Origin of the sequence: Citrobacter sp. Cpo045 (assembly GCF_030332875.1) — a bacterium.
Classification (GTDB): domain Bacteria; phylum Pseudomonadota; class Gammaproteobacteria; order Enterobacterales; family Enterobacteriaceae; genus Citrobacter; species Citrobacter portucalensis.
This window is the reverse complement of sequence record NZ_JAOWGZ010000086.1, coordinates 258,633-279,183: the sequence shown is the minus strand read 5'-3', so window position 1 is coordinate 279,183 and position 20,551 is coordinate 258,633. Positions and strand designations below refer to the sequence as shown.

General features: G+C 53.7%; 17 protein-coding genes. 10 read left to right on the top strand and 7 right to left on the bottom strand.

Features of this window, described 5'->3' with window-relative positions; all coding sequences use genetic code 11:
* The first annotated feature begins 14 nt into the window (after positions 1–14).
* Positions 15–674, top strand: a complete 660-nt coding sequence (gene yghB / locus OGY13_RS07900) for a DedA family general envelope maintenance protein YghB (RefSeq protein ID WP_003024510.1) — start codon at positions 15–17, stop codon at positions 672–674.
* Positions 675–744: 70 nt separating this feature from the next.
* On the opposite strand, the gene OGY13_RS07895 is transcribed toward yghB, so the two are convergent.
* Complete coding sequence (locus tag OGY13_RS07895) at positions 745–1,644, bottom strand: AraC family transcriptional regulator (RefSeq protein WP_071445531.1); 900 nt, start codon at positions 1,642–1,644, stop codon at positions 745–747.
* Between the two features lie 194 nt (positions 1,645–1,838).
* Between OGY13_RS07895 and yqhD the strand changes: the two genes are divergently transcribed.
* The 4 genes from yqhD (at position 1,839) to OGY13_RS07875 (ending at position 6,197) form a co-directional block, all read left to right on the top strand.
* Positions 1,839–3,002 (top strand): alcohol dehydrogenase, encoded by a 1,164-nt coding sequence (gene yqhD, locus OGY13_RS07890; protein ID WP_213752726.1) that lies wholly within the window; start codon positions 1,839–1,841, stop codon positions 3,000–3,002.
* A gap of 224 nt (positions 3,003–3,226) precedes the next feature.
* The gene (gene dkgA, locus OGY13_RS07885) at positions 3,227–4,054 is read left to right on the top strand and encodes a 2,5-didehydrogluconate reductase DkgA (protein WP_008785816.1); all 828 of its coding nucleotides are present in this window, start codon (positions 3,227–3,229) and stop codon (positions 4,052–4,054) included.
* 188 nt (positions 4,055–4,242) lie between these two features.
* Positions 4,243–5,697, top strand: a complete 1,455-nt coding sequence (locus OGY13_RS07880) for a DASS family sodium-coupled anion symporter (RefSeq protein WP_003828381.1) — start codon at positions 4,243–4,245, stop codon at positions 5,695–5,697.
* A gap of 44 nt (positions 5,698–5,741) precedes the next feature.
* Positions 5,742–6,197 (top strand): HIT family protein, encoded by a 456-nt coding sequence (locus OGY13_RS07875; RefSeq protein ID WP_213752712.1) that lies wholly within the window; start codon positions 5,742–5,744, stop codon positions 6,195–6,197.
* Positions 6,198–6,300: 103 nt separating this feature from the next.
* Here OGY13_RS07875 and OGY13_RS07870 read toward each other — a convergent pair whose 3' ends face one another.
* On the bottom strand, positions 6,301–8,472 hold the full coding sequence (locus OGY13_RS07870) for a YgiQ family radical SAM protein (protein WP_003024532.1): 2,172 nt from the start codon (positions 8,470–8,472) through the stop codon (positions 6,301–6,303).
* Between the two features lie 199 nt (positions 8,473–8,671).
* Here OGY13_RS07870 and OGY13_RS07865 point away from each other — a divergent pair, with 199 nt between their 5' ends.
* The gene (locus OGY13_RS07865; protein WP_020996330.1) at positions 8,672–10,147 is read left to right on the top strand and encodes a TrkH family potassium uptake protein; all 1,476 of its coding nucleotides are present in this window, start codon (positions 8,672–8,674) and stop codon (positions 10,145–10,147) included.
* A gap of 16 nt (positions 10,148–10,163) precedes the next feature.
* On the opposite strand, the gene ftsP is transcribed toward OGY13_RS07865, so the two are convergent.
* From ftsP to OGY13_RS07845, 4 genes are all read right to left on the bottom strand, one after another.
* Entirely contained in the window at positions 10,164–11,576 is a 1,413-nt protein-coding gene (gene ftsP / locus OGY13_RS07860; protein WP_008785819.1) for a cell division protein FtsP, read from the bottom strand.
* Between the two features lie 71 nt (positions 11,577–11,647).
* Entirely contained in the window at positions 11,648–12,385 is a 738-nt protein-coding gene (plsC, locus tag OGY13_RS07855; RefSeq protein WP_003024540.1) for a 1-acylglycerol-3-phosphate O-acyltransferase, read from the bottom strand.
* A gap of 195 nt (positions 12,386–12,580) precedes the next feature.
* Positions 12,581–14,839 (bottom strand): DNA topoisomerase IV subunit A, encoded by a 2,259-nt coding sequence (gene parC / locus OGY13_RS07850; RefSeq protein WP_213752713.1) that lies wholly within the window; start codon positions 14,837–14,839, stop codon positions 12,581–12,583.
* Between the two features lie 118 nt (positions 14,840–14,957).
* Positions 14,958–15,356 (bottom strand): YgiW/YdeI family stress tolerance OB fold protein, encoded by a 399-nt coding sequence (locus tag OGY13_RS07845; RefSeq protein ID WP_003024544.1) that lies wholly within the window; start codon positions 15,354–15,356, stop codon positions 14,958–14,960.
* A gap of 150 nt (positions 15,357–15,506) precedes the next feature.
* Here OGY13_RS07845 and qseB point away from each other — a divergent pair, with 150 nt between their 5' ends.
* From qseB to OGY13_RS07825, 4 genes are all read left to right on the top strand, one after another.
* The gene (gene qseB, locus OGY13_RS07840; RefSeq protein WP_057068259.1) at positions 15,507–16,166 is read left to right on the top strand and encodes a quorum sensing response regulator transcription factor QseB; all 660 of its coding nucleotides are present in this window, start codon (positions 15,507–15,509) and stop codon (positions 16,164–16,166) included.
* Complete coding sequence (gene qseC / locus OGY13_RS07835; protein ID WP_100271902.1) at positions 16,163–17,512, top strand: quorum sensing histidine kinase QseC; 1,350 nt, start codon at positions 16,163–16,165, stop codon at positions 17,510–17,512. The genes qseB and qseC overlap by 4 nt, the downstream gene beginning before the upstream one ends.
* 109 nt (positions 17,513–17,621) lie before the next feature.
* A complete protein-coding gene (locus OGY13_RS07830; RefSeq protein WP_003828397.1) occupies positions 17,622–18,203 on the top strand; it encodes an NAD(P)H-dependent oxidoreductase in 582 nt (193 codons plus the stop codon).
* 30 nt (positions 18,204–18,233) lie between these two features.
* The gene (locus tag OGY13_RS07825; RefSeq protein ID WP_003024557.1) at positions 18,234–18,548 is read left to right on the top strand and encodes a putative quinol monooxygenase; all 315 of its coding nucleotides are present in this window, start codon (positions 18,234–18,236) and stop codon (positions 18,546–18,548) included.
* Between the two features lie 106 nt (positions 18,549–18,654).
* Here OGY13_RS07825 and parE read toward each other — a convergent pair whose 3' ends face one another.
* Complete coding sequence (gene parE, locus OGY13_RS07820) at positions 18,655–20,547, bottom strand: DNA topoisomerase IV subunit B (RefSeq protein ID WP_003024571.1); 1,893 nt, start codon at positions 20,545–20,547, stop codon at positions 18,655–18,657.
* Positions 20,548–20,551: the final 4 nt, after the last annotated feature.

Below are 20,551 nucleotides of genomic sequence, written 5' to 3'. Positions count from 1 at the left end.
CCACAGGAAAGTCCATGGTAGTCATTCAAGATATTGTCTCCGCGCTCTGGCAACACGATTTTGCCGCACTGGCGGATCCGCACGTTGTGAGCGTGGTGTACTTCGTCATGTTCGCCACGCTGTTTTTAGAAAATGGCCTGCTGCCCGCCTCCTTTTTACCCGGAGACAGCCTGTTATTACTGGCAGGAGCGCTGATCGCTCAGGACGTGATGAGTTTTTTACCTACCATAGCTATTCTGACGGCCGCAGCCAGTCTGGGCTGCTGGCTGAGTTATATTCAGGGACGCTGGCTAGGCAACACGCGCACGGTGAAAGGCTGGCTGGCGCAATTACCGGAAAAATACCATCAGCGCGCCACCTGCATGTTTGATCAACACGGCCTGATGGCGCTGCTGGCAGGGCGTTTCCTGGCGTTTGTTCGCACCTTGCTGCCAACGATGGCTGGCATTTCAGGGCTTCCTAACCGTCGGTTCCAGTTTTTTAACTGGCTGAGTGGCCTGCTGTGGGTCACCGTCGTCACCAGTTTCGGCTATGCGCTGAGCATGATCCCGTTCGTTAAACGCCATGAAGATCAGGTGATGACCTTTCTAATGATCCTGCCGATTGCCCTGTTAACCGCAGGATTGTTGGGAACATTGTTCGTGGTGATTAAAAAAAAATACTGTAGCGCCTGAGTATTATCCTTAGCCGGGGTAATTCCCGGCATTTTGCCTGATGGCGCGCAGTTTTAAGGCCTACAAGAAATCAACTCCCCTGCATCATACGAATTCTTGCCGCATCTTCCCCCGGCGTTACGCCAAAGAAACGTTTGAACTCCCGACTGAATTGCGATGCGCTCTCATAGCCGACACGCATGGCAGCCGCACTAGCCTTCATTCCATCGTGAATCATCATCATCCGCGCTTTATGCAGGCGATAGCTCTTAAGATATTGCAGCGGCGACGTGCTGGTCACCGCTTTAAAATTATGATGAAACGCCGACACGCTCATGTTCGCCTCTGCTGCCAGCTGTTCTACATTGAGGTTTTCGGTGTACTTGGTTTCAATTCGCTTCAGCACCCGGCTTATCAAACTGAAATGCGTCTGGCGACTGACCAGAGCAAGTAACGCGCCGCCGCGCGGTCCGGTCAGCACATGGTAGAGGATCTCGCGAATAATCTGTTTCCCCAGGATGCGCGCATCCAGCGGTCGCTCCATCACATCCAGCAGGCGCTCAGCAGCGCAGAGAATTTCGTCAGAGAGCGTTGCAGAGTTAATCCCGCTGGCCGCCATGGCGGGCTGGAACAGCTCGTCTTCCCCAATGTCCATCAACAGCTCCTGCAATTGCAGGATATCGACATTCAGATAAATACCGGCCAGAGGAACCTCCGGCGTCGCATAGGTTTCACATTCAAAGGGTAAAGGTACGGTTAGCAGCAGGTATTCGTTGGCGTCATAGCGAAATACGCGCTCATTGATGTAACCAATTTTATGTCCCGAAAAGAGAAATATGATGCCTGGCTGATACATGACCGGTGTACGCGCCGCCGGCTCCGTACCGTGTAGCAGGCGGACATCTGGCAGCAGTTCGTTAAGTCTATTTTCATTGCTTTTCAGCTGCTTAATTTTATCTGTCAGCAGAAGACAGATCTCATCACGGTTCATGGGGCACCATTTCATCATCGGTTTTCGACCCTGACATAATGCGCAGATTTATCCGTTTTCTCCAGCAGTCTGTAGAAATGGGCAAGACATCGACAGAAATGAGCATTGAGAGCAGCGCGGCGGGCGACCACAATGTTCATCATCCGGCAGACACTCACCTGCACTCTTTTATTACCCACCAAAGGGAACGAGCAATGAACAACTTTAATCTCCATACCCCAACACGTATTTTGTTTGGTAAAGGCGCGATTGCTGAGCTGCGCGATCAAATTCCTCAGGACGCTCGCGTACTGGTTACCTACGGCGGCGGCAGCGTGAAAAAAACTGGCGTCCTGGCGCAGGTTCAGGACGCGCTGAAAGGCCTGGATGTGCTGGAGTTTGGCGGTATCGAGCCAAACCCGTCTTATGAAACGCTGATGAACGCAGTAAAAATCGTGCGTGATGAGAAAGTGACGTTTCTGCTGGCGGTAGGTGGCGGTTCAGTGCTGGACGGCACCAAATTCATCGCGGCAGCGGCACAGTACGCTGATGGCATCGATCCATGGCGCATTCTGGAAACCCACGGCAACGATGTAACAAGCGCCATCCCGATGGGCTCCGTATTAACCCTGCCTGCAACCGGCTCTGAATCTAACTCCGGCGCGGTAATTTCGCGTAAAACCACCGGCGATAAACTGGCCTTTATGACCCCGTTCGTGCAGCCAGTGTTTGCCGTTCTGGATCCGGTTTACACCTACACCCTACCGCCGCGTCAGGTTGCAAACGGCGTCGTAGATGCCTTCGTGCATACCGTCGAACAGTATGTGACTTATCCGGTAGACGGGAAAATTCAGGATCGCTTTGCCGAAGGCATTCTGCTCACGCTGGTAGAGGAAGGTCCGAAAGCCTTGCAGGATCCGGAAAACTACAACGTGCGTGCGAACGTCATGTGGGCGGCAACCCAGGCGCTGAACGGCCTGATTGGCGCAGGCGTACCGCAGGACTGGGCAACGCATATGCTGGGCCATGAACTGACCGCAATGCACGGTCTGGATCATGCTCAAACGCTGGCCATCGTTCTGCCAGCGCTGTGGAATGAAAAACGTGATACCAAGCGTGCCAAACTGCTGCAATACGCAGAGCGTATCTGGAATATCACCGAAGGTTCCGACGACCAGCGCATCGACGCCGCCATTGCCGCTACCCGCGCTTTCTTCGAACAAATGGGCGTACCCACTCGCCTGTCTGACTATGGCCTGGACGGTAGCTCCATCCCGGCATTGCTGGAAAAACTGGAAGCACACGGTGGTACGCAACTGGGCGAACATCAGGACATTACGCTTGAAGTCAGCCGTCGGATTTACGAAGCTGCCCGCTAAGGTTTTTTAACCTCCGCCTTTCGTTTTTGGGTATTTATACCAGGCTTAAGTCACACCTAACTCACCGGGGGCTGCCCCGGTGAACTCAATTTACACCCAATCATTCATGAGGCATCGAGGCGGCAATTAAGTGAATCCCCGGGAGCGTACATAAGTACGTGACCGGGGTAAACGCAAGCAGCCAACAAAGAGGCAGCCTGAAGGATTAAGTGTGGGGGGGAATTATGACCGGTCCAACCATTATCAAGCTACAGGATGGTAACGTCATGCCACAACTGGGCCTGGGGGTCTGGAAGGCAAGCAACGAAGAAGTCATCACCGCCATTCATAAAGCGCTGGAAGTGGGGTATCGCTCAATTGATACCGCTGCGGCGTACAAAAACGAAGAAGGTGTCGGCAAAGCAATACGCGATGCTGGCGTACCACGGGACGAGTTATTCATCACCACCAAGCTGTGGAATGATGACCAAAAACGCCCCCGGGAAGCCTTGCTCGAAAGCATGGAAAAACTCCAGCTTGATTACCTCGATCTGTACCTGATGCACTGGCCGGTTCCGGCGATCGACCACTACGTTGAAGCGTGGGAAAACATGATCGACCTGCAAAAAGAAGGGCTGATTAAGAGCATCGGCGTGTGCAACTTTCAGATCAATCATCTCCAGCGGTTGATGGATGAAACCGGCGTACCTCCGGTGATTAACCAGATCGAACTTCATCCGCTTATGCAACAGCGTCAACTGCACGCCTGGAACGCAACGCATAAAATCCAGACCGAATCCTGGAGCCCGCTGGCGCAGGGCGGCAAAGACGTCTTTGATCAAAAGATCATCCGTGACCTCGCTGAGAAATATGGCAAATCACCGGCGCAGATTGTCATCCGCTGGCACCTGGATAGCGGGCTGGTGGTGATTCCAAAATCGGTCACCCCTGCGCGTATCGCAGAAAACTTTAACGTCTGGGACTTCCGCCTGGATAAAGACGAATTAGGCGAAATCGCGAAACTCGATCAGGGCAAACGTCTGGGGCCAGACCCGGATCAGTTCGGCGGTTAACCCCTTCCCTCCAGCCCGACACTCTCGTCGGGCCTTTACTGATTTGAAATATCAGGAAACAATTCACACACATATATTGATGTATTTCTTGCAGTCGCTGGAGCAGCATTACGCAATATAACCTGTTAATTATTAAATAAATATATTTATTTGATGAATACATTCACCATATCCATAGGTGCGTAAACGTGACTGAGAAAAAAAGTAGCGGAGTCAAATGGCTCCCATTAATTCTTATAATATTCATTTCTGCCGGACTGTGGCAGCTTACTCCACCTTCCGGGTTAAGTGCGCCAGCCTGGCATTCAGCAATTATTTTCGTCGCGACTATTGCCTCTATCGTGGCAAAAGTTTTACCCATCGGCGCTGTCGGCATTATTGGGATTACGGTTTTTGCACTCGCCTATGCTGCCGGGGATAAAACCGCCAGCGGCGCTATCACCACGGCACTGAGTGAGCTGAACAGTTCACTTATCTGGCTTATTGTCGTGGCTTTTATGATTGCCCGCGGGTTTATCAAAACAGGCCTCGGACGACGCATTGCGCTGCAGATGATCCGTCTGCTCGGCAAGCGCACGCTGGGACTCGCCTATGGTCTGGCTTTTGCCGATCTGATCCTCTCCCCGGCAATGCCGAGTAATACAGCACGCTGCGGCGGCGTCATCTATCCGATTGCTGACTCTCTGGCACGCAGTTTCCATTCGAACCCGGAAGATGAGTCCCGCAGTAAAATCGGTACCTTTCTTATCACCTGTATTGGCAACGTCAACGACGTCACCGCCGCGCTCTTTATGACCGGCTATACCGGCAACCTGTTGGCGGTGAAACTGGCGGCCAATGCGGGCGTCACGCTGACCTGGGGCGGCTGGTTTATGGCGGCTCTGCTGCCATGCCTTGTGTCATTACTGCTGGTTCCACTGCTGGTCTACTGGATCGTGCGCCCGGAAATTAAACACACGCCGGATGCCCCTAACCTGGCGCGCAAAGAGCTGGCGGAAATGGGCAGTATGTCTCGCGGCGAATGGCTGATGCTGGCTACCGTCGGCGTGCTGCTGGTGCTGTGGATTTTTGGCGATACGTTAGGCGTCGACGCCACCACTGCCTCGTTCGTGGGACTGTCCATTTTATTGCTAAGCGGCGTTCTGAGCTGGGAAGATGTGAAGAGCGAGAAAGGCGCATGGGACACACTGATTTGGTTTGCCGCGCTGTTGATGATGGCGAACCAGCTGAAAAAACTGGGCTTCACCACCTGGTTTGGCAATCTGATCGGCGATAGCCTGAGCAGTACTATGCACGGTACCAGTTGGGTGATCGTCCTGCTGCTGCTGAACGCCGCCTACTTCTATACCCACTACTTTTTTGCCAGCGGTAATGCACAGATTGCCGCGCTGTACGCCGTTTTCCTTGGTGTCGGTCTGCATCTGAATATTCCCGCAGCCCCCACGGCATTAATGCTGGCCTTCACCAGCAGTTTGTACTGCTCGCTCACCCAGTACACCCATGCTCGCGGTCCAATCCTGTTTGGTGCCGGGTACGTTCCAACGGGCGTCTGGTGGCGTACAGGATTTATCATCAGCTTGTTTAACCAGGCGGTGTTTATCACCGTGGGTCTGATGTGGTGGAAGGTGTTGGGTCTGTACTAAACTGACTGCGTCCTGACGAATCACCTTACCTGCGGAGAAAAGGAATGACCTGTATTTTCTGTCAAATAGTTGAAGGTAAAGCACCCTGCCATAAGGTCTGGGAAGACGAGCATCATCTGGCTTTTCTGTCGATTTTCCCGAACACCGACGGTTTTACCGTGGTGATCCCGAAAAAGCATTATCCCAGCTATGCCTTCGATATGCCGCCGCAGGCACTGGCTGATCTGATGCTGGCGACACAAAAAGTGGCTAAGAAACTGGATAAAGCTTTCCCGGATGTCAGTCGTACGGGTATGTTCTTCGAAGGTTTCGGCGTAGACCATGTGCACAGCAAATTAAGCCCCATGCACGGTACTGGCGATCTAACCCACTGGAAACCGATTGAAGCGCGGCAGAACAAATTTTTCGAGCAGTATGAAGGATATCTTTCGTCACACGATTATGAACGAGCGGATGATGCAAAACTGGCCGCATTAGCGGCCAGAATTCGTGAAGCATAAATACTGAGTCTCTCTGCCGGATGGCGGTTCAAGCACCTTATCCGGCCTACAAAATCGTGCTATTTGTAGGCCTGATAAGCGTTTCACCACCGGGCAAGGCAGATTAGCGCCCTGCCACTTTCCCGCGTTTTTTGTTTGCGGCAGGCGTCTGGCGCTGATGCGCCACCGGTGTGTGCTTGGTCAATGCCGGGCGAGTATGACGGTTCTGGCGACGCGCTTCGCGCATCTCTTCCAGCGTAGGCGCCGGGACCAGACATTCGCGACGACCGCCGATCAGATGCTTTTTACCCATATCTTCCAGCGCCTGGCGGATTAACGGCCAGTTGGCTGGATCGTGGTAACGCAGCAGGGCTTTATGCAAACGACGCTGCTTATCACCTTTCGGCACCACCACGTCTTCACTCTTATAACCAATTTTACCCAGCGGGTTTTTCCCGGTGTAATACATGGTTGTGGAGTTCGCCAACGGCGATGGATAGAAGTTCTGCACCTGATCCAGACGGAAACGACGTTGCTTCAACCACAACGCCAGATTCACCATATCTTCGTCACGCGTACCCGGGTGCGCGGAAATAAAGTACGGGATCAGGTATTGCTCTTTACCCGCTTGCTTAGAGTAGGTATCGAACAATTCCTTAAAGCGATCGTAGCTGCCCATCCCCGGCTTCATCATCTTCGACAGCGGGCCTTCTTCGGTATGCTCTGGCGCAATCTTCAGGTAGCCGCCAACGTGGTGGGTCGCCAGTTCTTTGATATAGCGCGGATCTTCAACCGCGATGTCATAACGCACGCCCGAAGCGATGAGGATCTTTTTAATGCCTTTCAAATCACGCGCACGACGATAAAGGTTAATCGTCGGTTCGTGGTTAGTGTCCATATGCGGACAGATATCCGGATAGACGCATGACAGACGACGGCAAGTTTGCTCCGCGCGCGGTGACTTACAGCGCAGCATATACATGTTCGCCGTTGGGCCGCCGAGGTCGGAAATCACGCCGGTAAAGCCTGGAACGGTGTCGCGAATGGCTTCGATTTCATTGATGATCGAGTCTTCAGAGCGGCTCTGGATGATGCGCCCTTCGTGCTCGGTGATCGAACAGAACGAACAGCCGCCAAAGCAGCCACGCATAATGTTGATCGAGAAACGGATCATCTCATAGGCCGGAATGCGGCTGTCGCCATACGCCGGATGCGGCACGCGTTTGTACGGCAGCGCAAAGACGCTATCCATCTCTTCGGTAGAGAGCGGAATGGCTGGCGGGTTGATCCAGATGTAGCGATCGCCGTGCTTTTGCATCAGCGCACGCGCACAGCCTGGGTTGGTTTCGTGGTGCAGGATACGCGACGCATGCGCATACAGCACTTTATCGCCCTTCACTTTTTCGAAGGACGGCAGCAGCACGTAGGTTTTTTCCCACGGTTTCGGGCGCGGCGGCTGTACGGTTACCGCTTTCGCTTCCTGCTTTTTCGGTGCGACAGGCTTGTTGTCAGCACACGGCAGATCTTCACCATACGGATGCGGGATCGGGTCAATCTTGCCCGGCGTGTCGAGGCGCGTGGAATCCACCCCACTCCAGCCCGGCAGCGCTTCTTTAACCATAATCGCAGTGTTACGCACGTCGCGGATCTGATCGATGGTTTCGCCCATCGCCAGACGATGCGCCACTTCCACCAGCGGACGTTCGCCGTTGCCGAACATCAGCATGTCGGCTTTGGAATCCACCAGAACAGAGCGACGAACGGTATCAGACCAATAGTCATAGTGCGCGGTACGGCGCAGGCTGGCCTCAATACCGCCGAGAATAACCGGCACATCTTTCCATGCTTCTTTACAGCGCTGGGTATAGACCAGCGTGGCGCGGTCCGGACGTTTGCCCGCAACGTTGTCCGGCGTGTAGGCATCGTCATGGCGCAGTCGGCGATCGGCGGTGTAACGGTTGATCATCGAGTCCATGTTGCCTGCGGTCACACCAAAGAACAGGTTCGGTTTACCCAAACGCATAAAATCGTCTTTGTTGTTCCACTCCGGCTGGGCGATAATCCCTACGCGAAAGCCTTGTGCTTCCAGCATACGTCCGCAAATTGCCATGCCAAAGCTGGGATGATCGACGTATGCATCGCCGGTAACCAGAATGATGTCGCAGCTATCCCAGCCAAGTTGGTCCATTTCGTCGCGTGACATCGGCAAAAACGGTGCCGGGCCAAAACAGGCAGCCCAGTACTGCGGCCAGGAGAAAAGGTCTCTGTCCGGCTGGATCAGGGATATTGCGCTCATAATGCTTCCAAAAATGGTAAAAAAATAATCAAAGGCCGAGGATTATACGCTGTATGTCGGCAAGAAATGAAGTGGAGTCTGAACCAGACCAGTAGAAAGTTATATAAATTGTTAAATTTTACGACGATCATTTTTATCAATCATAATTAACACCATGCCGGCCAGCTGAGATAACTCTTTTTCGGCGGGGGATTTTTCATTGCGACTCAACGATTCACTGCATATTTCCCAGTTACGGGTTGTTGTTCACCTGTGCGGATTTCTGGTTCTTCTCTACAGCTTTTCTATGCTGCCACCGATGCTCATCGCTTTGTTAAACAAAGAGCGGAGCTTGTTCGCTTTTTTCAGCACGTTTATGACTTTCTTCACCCTCGGCGGCGGGGCGTGGTTGGCAACCAAACATGCGGGGATTCAACTGCGCACCCGGGATGGTTTCGTCATTATCGTCCTGTTCTGGCTATTGTTTTCGTTTATCAGCGCGATGCCGATGTGGATGGACGATGGCTTAAACCTCTCTTTTGCGGATGCCCTGTTTGAAGGAGTTTCTGGGATTACCACTACAGGCGCAACGGTGATTGATGACGTCAGCGCCTTGCCGAAGTCGTATCTGTACTATCGGGCTCAGCTCAATTTTATTGGCGGTCTGGGTGTTATCGTCCTCGCGGTGGCGGTATTGCCGCTGCTGGGTATTGGTGGCATGAAGCTGTATCAGTCTGAAATGCCGGGCCCTTTTAAAGAAGAACGCCTCACGCCAAGACTTGCTGATACTGCACGCACGCTGTGGATGACCTATGTCATTCTGGGTCTTATTTGTACTCTGGCCTACTGGGCTGCCGGGATGTCGTTTTTCGACGCCTTATGCCACGGGCTGTCGACGGTCTCTCTCGGCGGATTTTCTACTCGCAGCGAGAGCATCGGCTTTTATAACAGCCATGCCATTGAGCTTGTCGCCGGGATATTTTCACTGCTGTCTGCGTTTAACTTCACCCTCTGGTACGTTGCTATCGTGAAACGTACCTTCAAACCCTTTCGTCGTAATGCCGAATTGCGTTTCTTTTTGCTTATTGCGTTGGTGGTCACTCTGATCGCCACCTGGCAAGTTTGGCGGGCAGGCATGTACGGATTAACGGACAGCCTGGTGCATGCTTTTTTTCTGGCCAGTTCGATGCTGACAGATAATGGCCTGTCGACGGCGGATTACGCGCAGTGGCCTTCGCACACGATCTTCATGCTGCTCAGCGCCAGTTTCTTCGGCGGTTGTGTGGGATCGACCTGCGGGGGGATTAAGGTGCTGCGCTTTTTGATTATGTTCAAGCAGTGCCGTCAGGAGTTACACCAGCTCGCGCATCCCCGTGCCCTGCTTAACATCAAAGTGGGCAATAGCGTGGTAAGCGACCGGGTGGTGCGTTCGGTATGGAGCTTTTTCTTTCTCTACGTTTTGTTCACCAGCTTTTTTATCTGGGCGCTCAATCTGATGGGCTACGATCTCTTCTCCTCTTTCGCCACCGTTGCCGCCTGCATCAACAATATGGGGCTAGGATTTGGCGTCACCGCCACGACATTTGGCACCTTAAACGAGGAAGCAAAGCTACTGATGTGCGCGGCCATGATCATGGGGCGTCTGGAGATTTACCCCATTTTGATCCTGTTCTCGCGCATGTTCTGGCGGGCGTAACGAATACCCCGGCGCATTACGGCGCCGGGTTCACCAACATCTGTCCGATTGAGCCACGATCCGCCATTTCCAGCGTCTGGCTATTAAAGTAGAACGGGAAATGGGCCCAGGAAGGCTGTCCGTAATAAACCAGTAATTCAACCTGGCCATCAACCCAGACAGTATCTTTCCAGCCTCTGTCTTCCGGGAACGGCATCGCGCCATTCACATTACGGATCAGGAACGAAACACCTTCAATATGGAAGGACTGGGGCATATCCGCCCGCACCGTCCAGCGCTCCCAGGAGCCCTGCTGGGCAGTAATATCCATACGATTGACGTCCCACAGCTGACCGTTGATGCCAGGATCGTCGTCCAGGCTGATATCACGGCTGCGAATCGGCGAACCGCTGAGGATTTCCGTTGGCAGCAGGCGCATTGGCAGGCTATCGGTCACCAGCGGCAGAAGGCCCGTTGGACGCAGAGTCAGCACCAGCGTGGAGATGAGAATACTGGAAGGCTCAAAGAACCCGCGGATCCTGTCGACAATACTGGCCGCCTCACCACAGGTGATAGAGACCTCATTACCGTTCGTCATATCCACCAGGATCTCACGACGCTCGCCCGGAGCCAGCGAGAGCTGCTTCACCGAAACAGGCGCAGGTAAAAAACCCTGATCGCCGGAAATCACATGCAGAGCACGGCCATCACTCATTTGCAACTGGTAACGACGCGAGTTTGAAGCGTTCAGCAAACGCAAGCGCACCCAGCCGCGGGAGACTTCGACATACGGGCTTTGCGCCCCATTGACCAGCAGCGTATCACCGACAAAGCCACCGCTGCCGGGCTCGCTGTATTCCGGCGTGCCAAAGTTGTCCAGCCGCTTGTCCTGGATAATGACCGGAAAATCATCCACGCCATAGTGGTTGGGAATAGACAGTGATTTACTCACTTCATCTTCAACCAGCCACATCCCGGCAAGACCGTTATAGACCTGCTGAGCAGTACGATTTGGTGTATTAGCGTGATACCACAACGTGGCGGCATTCTGGCGAATCGGTAGCACCGGCGCCCAGTCAGCATTCGGGGACATCATGCGCGCCGGGCCGCCCATCAGCGGGCCAGGTACCTGTAACCCGGCGACGGTCATCGAGACATTTTCAGTCAGACGGTTGCTGTAGATAAGCTTGACGTCATCCCCTTTCCAGACGCGGATTGTCGGTCCCAGGTAGCGGCCGTTAATTCCCCAGACAGGTGCGCGCGTGCCTTGTGTAAAGGACCAGTGCGCACGTTGCAGCGTCATAAATAGCGGCTGCCCCCGGCGGGATTCCAGCAGCGGAGGCACGGGTAACGGTTGTTGCTGACCGGCAGCATTAGCCTTCAGCGGAACAGCACCTGCACACAGTGCGATCCCCGATGCCTGAATGAACTGACGCCGACTGAATGACATATAAACTCCATAAAAAACTGGCTATTAACACGCAGGAAGTCATTTCCTGTAAAAAACCCGAATTGCGCGGATTAAACCTTACCGGCGGCTTCCCGCTCAGCAACTTCTTTATCGAGTTCTGCGATTTTTTGTTCCATCAGCGTGCGGCAATGCGCTGCCAGTTCACGAACCTGATCTTTCCCAAAGTGGCTAATATCCACCGGTGGCAACATCTCGACAATTGCCAGACCATTATTGAGTCGATTGAGTTTTATCTTGTTCGAGGTTGTGGAAACGCACACCGGAATGACCGGGACACCAGCAGCAATCGCTGCATGGAACGCGCCGGTTTTAAACGGCAGCAGACCGCGACCGCGGCTACGCGTCCCTTCAGGGAACATCCAGATAGAAATGCGGCGTTTTTTGAAATGATTCACCACGGCAGCAATGGTGCTGTGCGCTTTAGCGCGGTTGTTTCTGTCAATCAACAGGTTACCGGTTAACCAGTACAGCTGCCCGAAGAAAGGGATCCACAGCAGGCTTTTTTTACCTACCGTCACCGTCGGCGGCTGAACGATATTCGCAGCGGTAACCATGTCATAGTTGTTCTGATGGTTACAAATATAGATAGCATTACCATAGTTCTGCGCGTCTGCCGGCATGCGGCACTCGACCTTCAGGCCATAAAGGGGAGCCAGGCGGCCAAACATATGACCGAACGTTGCAACGTGTTTTGGATTTCGTGGGCTGAACAGACAGTATATGCAACCGAAAATACAGACCAGAACGCAGTAAATAACAGTAATAATTAAACGAAAAATATATAGCATAACAACCTCTAAGGCCTAAGAGCCTGGCATTTTACGTCACCTGATTCATCACGCGGTATCAGGTTAGGGCTTTGTTAAGGGCGGCTCTCTGGAAAAGCGTATTGTTAATCGCAACGCACGAATAAACAACGGTTTCACGGGAATTTTTAACGTTGGCTCTCCCTGGGCTTTAACAGGGAGAGCCGGACGGTAGCGTTATTCTTCGCTGTCGCCGTGACTGGCGCGTCGAGGCGAGTCAATCTCAATGCTGTCGATACGCTGCAGACCACGCATTAGCGTGCCGCGACGGCCGCGCTCACCGGTCACTTTCTGCAACTCTTCAGGACGCAGTTTGATTTTGCGCTTACCGACGTGGATGGTCAGCGTGCTCTGCGGCGGCAGCACGTAAAGTTGCGCCAGACCATCCTCGCCTTTCGCCGCTTCCGCTGAAGGGATATTAATGATCTTGTTCCCTTTGCCTTTCGACAGCTGCGGTAAATCGCTCACCGGGAACATCAACATGCGACCAGCCTGAGTAATAGCCAGTAGCATATCGGTTTCATCTTCAATCACCACCGGCTGCATCACGCGCGCATTTTCTGGCAGCGTAATCAATGTCTTACCAGCACGGTTACGTGCGACCAGGTCATTGAAGGTACAGACAAAACCGTAGCCCGCATCGGAGGCCATCAGCAGTTTTTGATCGTCGCCTTCCATCAGCATGTGCTCAACCGTCGCGCCTGGCGGCAGCGTGAGCTTCCCGGTCAGCGGTTCACCCTGACCGCGCGCCGACGGCAGCGTAATCGGGTCGATGGCATAGCTGCGTCCGGTCGAGTCCACGAACACCACCGGCTGGTTGCTCTTACCCTTCACTGCCGACTTAAAGCTGTCGCCCGCTTTATAGCTTAATCCTGGCGCATCGATGTCATGGCCTTTCGCGCTACGCACCCAGCCACTCTGGGACAACACAATGGTCACCGGCTCAGATGGCAGCATGTCGTGCTCGCTCATCGCCTTCGCTTCTTCGCGCTCCTGCAACGGAGAACGACGATCGTCGCCATAGGCGTCTGCATCGGCCTGCAGCTCTTTCTTCAGCAGGTTACTCATTTTACGTTCGGAAGCCAGAATGGCCTGCAACTGATCGCGCTCTTTCGCCAGCTCATCCTGCTCACCGCGGATTTTCATCTCTTCGAGTTTGGCAAGGTGGCGCAATTTCAGCTCAAGGATGGCTTCAGCCTGGGTTTCAGAAATGCCAAACCGCGACATCAGCTCAGGCTTAGGTTCATCTTCATGACGAATAATTTCGATGACTTCGTCAATGTTGAGGAACGCCACCAGCAAACCTTCAAGGATGTGCAGGCGCTTGAGCACTTTTTCCAGACGATAATTCAGGCGGCGACGCACGGTATCGCGGCGGAACGCCAGCCATTCGGTGAGGATCTCTAGCAGGTTTTTCACCGCCGGACGACCATCAAGACCGATCATGTTCAGGTTGATACGGTAGCTTTTTTCGAGATCGGTAGTGGCAAACAGATGGTTCATCACCTGCTCCATATCCACACGATTAGAGCGTGGGACAATCACCAGACGGGTCGGGTTTTCGTGATCCGATTCGTCGCGCAGGTCGTCTACCATCGGCAGCTTTTTATTGCGCATTTGAGCAGCGATCTGCTCCAGCACTTTTGCCCCGGAAACCTGATGCGGCAGCGCGGAAATCACCACCGCGCCGTCTTCTTTCGTCCATACCGCACGCATACGTACGGAGCCGCGTCCGTTTTCGTAAATCTTACGAATTTCCGCGCGCGAAGTAATGATTTCCGCTTCGGTCGGGTAATCCGGCCCTTGCACGATATCCAGCAACTGATCCAGCGTCGTTTTCGGCTGCTCAATCAGGGTAATCGCTGCTTTTGCCACTTCACGCAGGTTATGTGGCGGAATGTCCGTTGCCATACCAACGGCAATACCGGTCGTGCCGTTCAGCAGAATATTTGGCAGACGCGCAGGCAGCATCTTCGGCTCCTGCATGGTGCCGTCGAAGTTTGGCACCCAGTCCGACGTTCCCTGACCGAGTTCGCCCAGCAAGACTTCCGCATATTTAGACAGGCGTGATTCGGTATAACGCATCGCCGCGAAGGATTTCGGATCGTCCGGTGCCCCCCAGTTCCCCTGCCCGTCAACCAGCGGGTAACGGTAAGAGAACGGCTGCGCCATCAGCACCATCGCTTCATAGCAGGCGATGTCGCCGTGCGGATGGTATTTACCCAGCACGTCACCGACGGTACGGGCGGATTTTTTAAATTTGGCGCTGGCATTCAGCCCCAGTTCGGACATCGCGTATACGATGCGACGCTGAACGGGTTTCAAACCATCGCCAATAAACGGCAACGCCCTGTCCATGATGACGTACATGGAATAGTTCAGATAGGCGTTTTCCGTGAATTCATGCAGCGCCAGGCGCTCTGCCATATCGCTCATTAATCGTGGTTCCTCAACTTTGTACCCCTCTATTGAAGGGCAATATTGCCGCAGATACTACCCTATCTGGCGTGTTGAGTCACAAAGAAAAGGGCCGCGAATGCGGCCCTGATGGGGATTACTTAGCAACTTTGGTAATCTGTTTTACGTCGATTTCAACGGAGTTCCAGTCTTTATCCACCTCACCCTGGATTTCAACCACATCCTGCGGTGTGACGGTTACGCCGTTCCAGCGCTTGTGGTCGATATCCACATTCACCGTGCCGGTCGCATCTTTAAACACGTACAGGTCGTCGGAAATACGCTCAACGATGTTCCCGCGCAGGGTAACCCAGGTGTCATCACGCAGTGATTTGGCGCTTTCTACCGTCGTGCTGCTACCGTTCGGGCCGACAAATCCGCCGTTTTGGCTCTGCGTGGTGGTTGTCGTTGGCCCAGAGAAGCCGCCCTGCTGAGCTGCCAGAACAGGTGCGGAACACAGTGCCATTACGGCAACCATTGCAGCTAATTTTTTCATCGTCATGTCTCCCTTTCATGTTGGTTTACGACTATTAAATAAGTTAATCCTTAACAAGTTCTTAAGGCAAAAAAAGATACTTTTTTTGCTGTACAGAGACTGTAGCCACAGGTTTACTGACTGCAAATGAGTTATCGCAGGGATGAACATATGCGTATTTTACTGATCGAAGATGACACGTTGATTGGCGATGGCCTGAAAACAGGTCTGAGTAAAATGGGTTTCAGCATCGACTGGTTTACCGAAGGTCGCCAAGGGAAAGAAGCACTCTACAGCGCACCTTATGATGCGGTAATCCTCGACCTGACGCTGCCAGGCATAGACGGACGGGACATTTTGCGCGAATGGCGAGCCAACGGAAAGCAGGAGCCTGTGCTGATTCTGACCGCTCGCGACGCGCTGGCAGAACGCGTAGAAGGCCTGCGCCTGGGCGCAGATGACTATCTGTGCAAACCCTTTGCGCTGATCGAAGTTGCCGCCAGACTGGAGGCGCTGGTGCGTCGTGCCAGCGGCCAGGCCAGCAACACATTACGCCATGGCGAGGTGACGCTTGATCCCGGCGCGCTGGTCGCCACGGCGGCGGGTGAACCTTTGTCACTCAAACCTAAAGAGTTCGCGCTGCTGGAACTGCTGATGCGCAACAAAGGTCGCGTCCTGCCCCGCAAACTGATTGAAGAAAAACTGTATACCTGGGACGAAAATGTCTCCAGCAATGCGGTTGAGGTCCACGTCCATCACTTACGCCGTAAGCTCGGCAGCGACTTTATCCGTACCGTGCATGGCATTGGCTATACCCTGGGTGACGCATGAAACTCACACAACGCCTCAGCCTGCGAGTCAGGCTAACGCTTATTTTTCTGATTCTGGCATCAGCAACCTGGGCCGTATCCAGTTTTGTGGCCTGGAGGCAGACTACCGATAATGTCGATGAGCTGTTTGATACGCAGCTGATGCTGTTCGCCAAGCGGCTTAGCACGCTGGATATCAGCGATGTCACCACCTCAAACAATATGGCCCGCACGCCAAAAAAACTGAAACATGGCCATATTGATGACGACGCACTGGCGTTTGCCATCTACTCCACCGACGGCAAAATGGTGCTACACGATGGCGACAATGGCCAGGATATTCCCTACAGCTACAGCCGGGAGGGGTTTAGCGACGGCCAACTCAGGGGCGACAACGATTCCTGGCGCTTCCTGTGGCTGAATTCCGCTGATGGAAAATATCGCATTGTGGTGGGCCAGGAGTGGGAATACCGGGAGGATATGGCGCTGTCGATCCTTACCGCACAGTTAACCCCGTGGCTGGTTGCGCTGCCGCTGATGTTGCTGATCCTGGTGGTCATGCTGAGTCGCGAACTCAGGCCGCTAAAAAAACTGGCGCAAGCTCTGCGCTGGCGCGCCCCGGAGTCAGAAGAACCGCTCGACCCGAAAGGTGTGCCAAGCGAAGTGCGCCCGCTGGTTGAATCGCTTAATCAGCTGTTTACCCGTATCCACTCTATGATGGTCCGCGAACGGCGCTTTACCTCTGACGCCGCTCACGAGCTGCGCAGTCCGTTGACGGCGCTGAAGGTGCAAACCGAAGTGGTGCAACTGTCAGACGACGACCCGCAAACGCGGGAAAAAGCGCTGGTGCAGCTGCATGCGGGAATTGAACGCGCCACCCGACTGGTCGATCAGCTCCTGACGCTTTCGCGCCTCGACTCCCTCGATAATCTTCAGGATGTGGCAGAAATCTCGCTGGAGGAGCTACTGCAATCCGCGGTGATGGATATCTACCATCCGGCCCAGCAGGCGCATATTGACGTACGTTTGCAGATTAACGCGCACAATATCACGCGTACAGGACAGCCGCTGTTGCTGAGCCTGATGGTACGAAATCTGCTGGATAATGCCATTCGCTACAGTCCGCAGGGGAGCATTGTGGAAGTGACGCTCAACGCCCGTAACTTCAGCGTCAAAGATAACGGTCCTGGCGTTGCGCCAGAGGTACTTACACACATCGGTGAACGCTTTTATCGTCCACCGGGACAAAGCGTGACCGGCAGCGGTCTCGGCCTGTCGATTGTCCGTCGTATCGCAACACTGCATGGAATGTCAGCCTCGTTCGGCAACGCTCCGGAAGGTGGCTTTGAAGCAAAAGTCAGTTGGTAATTGCGTTATTGTTGCTCATATAGCAAAAGACTTTGCACATTTTGCTAATTTCACCGTACCGCTGGTGGGAGTAAAATCGTCCTCAAACGTATTTCCTTGAGGACACAAAATGAGCAACATTCTGATTATCAACGGGGCGAAAAAATTCGGCCATTCTAATGGTCAACTGAATGACACCCTGACCGAGGTCGCGGACGGTATCCTGCGCGACCTCGGGCATGATGTTAAAGTCGTACGCGCAGACAGCGATTATGACGTAAAAGCAGAAGTGCAGAATTTCGTCTGGGCCGATGCGGTTATCTGGCAGATGCCTGGCTGGTGGATGGGCGCACCGTGGACCGTGAAAAAATACATCGATGACGTGTTTACCGAAGGTCACGGTACGCTGTACGCCAGCGACGGCCGCACACGTTCAGATGCCTCTAAAAAATACGGCTCCGGCGGGCTGATTCAGGGCAAAAAATACATGCTGTCCCTGACCTGGAACGCACCGATGGAAGCCTTCACTGAAAAAGACCAGTTCTTCCATGGGGTTGGCGTTGATGGCGTCTATCTCCCTTTCCATAAAGCAAACCAGTTCCTGGGAATGGAAGCGCTGCCGACCTTTATCACCAATGACGTGATTAAAATGCCGGACGTCCCGCGTTATATCGCAGAATATCGCAAGCATCTGACCGAAATTTTTGGTTAACTGGTAACCTGGAATTAGAAGGAGTTAACCATGCTTACCGTTATTGCAGAAATCCGTACACGTCCAGGTCAACATCACCGCCAGGCGGTACTGGATCAGTTTGCCAAAATCGTTCCGACCGTACTGAAAGAAGAAGGCTGCCACGGCTATGCGCCGATGGTGGATCACGCCGCAGGTGTGAGTTTTCAGACTACAGCACCAGATTCAATCGTGATGGTTGAGCAGTGGGAAAGCATCGCGCATCTTGAAGCGCATTTGCAGACCCCGCATATGAAAGCCTACAGCGAAGCCGTGAAAGGTGACGTGCTGGACATGAATATTCGTATTCTGGAGTCGGGCATTTAAGATTGTCGATTTGCCGGGTGACGCTTAGCTATCCGGCATAAATCGCTTCGTCAGATGAGAGCCGGATAAGGCATTTTACGCCCGTCTCCGGCTTTTCTACATGCAATTACCCTTCGAGATCCGCCAGATCGCCTTTCTCCTGCAACCAGTTTCGACGATCTTCAGAACGCTTCTTGGCCAGCAGCATATCCATCATTGCGTTGGTACGCTGATCGTCTTCATCATCGATAATGAGCTGCACCAGGCGACGGGTGTTCGGATCCAGCGTAGTTTCACGAAGCTGCATCGGGTTCATTTCACCCAGACCTTTAAAGCGCTGCACGTTCGGCTTACCTTTCTTGCGCTTTAACTGCTCCAGTACGCCCGCTTTCTCTTCTTCCGTCAGCGCGTAATACACCTCTTTACCGAGGTCGATACGATATAACGGCGGCAGCGCCACGTAGACGTGACCGTGTTTCACCAGCGTGCGGAAGTGCTTCACAAACAGCGCGCACAGCAGCGTAGCGATGTGCAGACCATCGGAGTCCGCATCCGCCAGGATACAGATCTTGCCGTAGCGCAATTGGCTTAGATCGTCGCTGTCAGGATCGATACCGATCGCCACGGAAATATCGTGAACCTCCTGCGAAGCCAGCACTTCATCGGAAGAGACTTCCCAGGTATTGAGGATCTTACCTTTCAGCGGCATGATCGCCTGATATTCACGATCGCGCGCCTGCTTGGCCGATCCGCCCGCCGAGTCACCTTCGACAAGGAACAGTTCGGTGCGATTAAGATCCTGTGCGGTACAGTCCGCCAGTTTACCCGGCAGCGCCGGACCGCTGGTCAGCTTTTTACGCACTACTTTTTTCGCCGCACGCAGACGACGCTGCGCGCTGGAAATCGCCATCTCAGCCAGCAGTTCGGCTGACTGCACGTTCTGGTTCAGCCACAGGCTGAATGCATCTTTCACCACGCCAGAGACGAATGCCGCACACTGACGCGAAGAGAGGCGCTCTTTGGTTTGTCCGGCAAACTGCGGATCCTGCATTTTTACCGACAACACATAAGCACAGCGATCCCAGATATCTTCCGCCGACAGCTTCACGCCACGCGGCAGGATGTTACGGTACTCGCAGAACTCGCGCATCGCATCCAGCAGTCCCTGACGCAGACCGTTAACGTGCGTACCGCCCTGCATGGTTGGGATCAGGTTCACATAGCTTTCGGTCAGCAGCTCGCCGCCTTCCGGCAGCCAGAGCAGCGCCCAGTCCACCGTCTCCGTCTCACCGCTGAAATTACCGATAAACGGTTTTTCCGGCAGCGTCGGTAGGCCATTCACCGCTTCGCTCAGATAGTCATTCAGACCGTCCTGGTAGCACCAGCGCTGTTCGCTGTTGTTGACCTCATCCTTAAAAGTGATCTCAACGCCTGGGCACAGTACCGCTTTTGCTTTCAGTACGTGCGTTAAGCGCGAAACAGAAAAACGCGGGCTGTCAAAGAAGCTTTCATCCGGCCAGAAGTGCACGCTGGTCCCGGTATTGCGTTTGCCGCAGGTACCGACAACCTGTAAATCCTGCACTTTATCGCCATTCTCAAACGCGATGTTGTATACCTGCCCGTCGCGGCGCACGTTCACTTCCACACGTTTGGACAGGGCGTTAACAACGGAGATACCCACACCGTGCAGACCACCGGAGAACTGGTAGTTCTTGTTAGAGAACTTGCCGCCCGCGTGCAGACGACAGAGGATCAGCTCAACCGCCGGAACGCCTTCTTCAGGGTGAATATCTACCGGCATGCCGCGTCCGTCATCAATGACTTCCAGAGACTGGTCGGCATGTAAGATCACGTCCACGCGTTTTGCGTGGCCCGCCAGTGCTTCATCCACACTGTTATCAATCACTTCCTGCCCAAGATGGTTCGGACGGGTCGTATCGGTGTACATCCCAGGGCGACGGCGTACCGGCTCAAGCCCAGTGAGTACCTCAATGGCATCAGCGTTATAAGTTTGCGTCATGGTT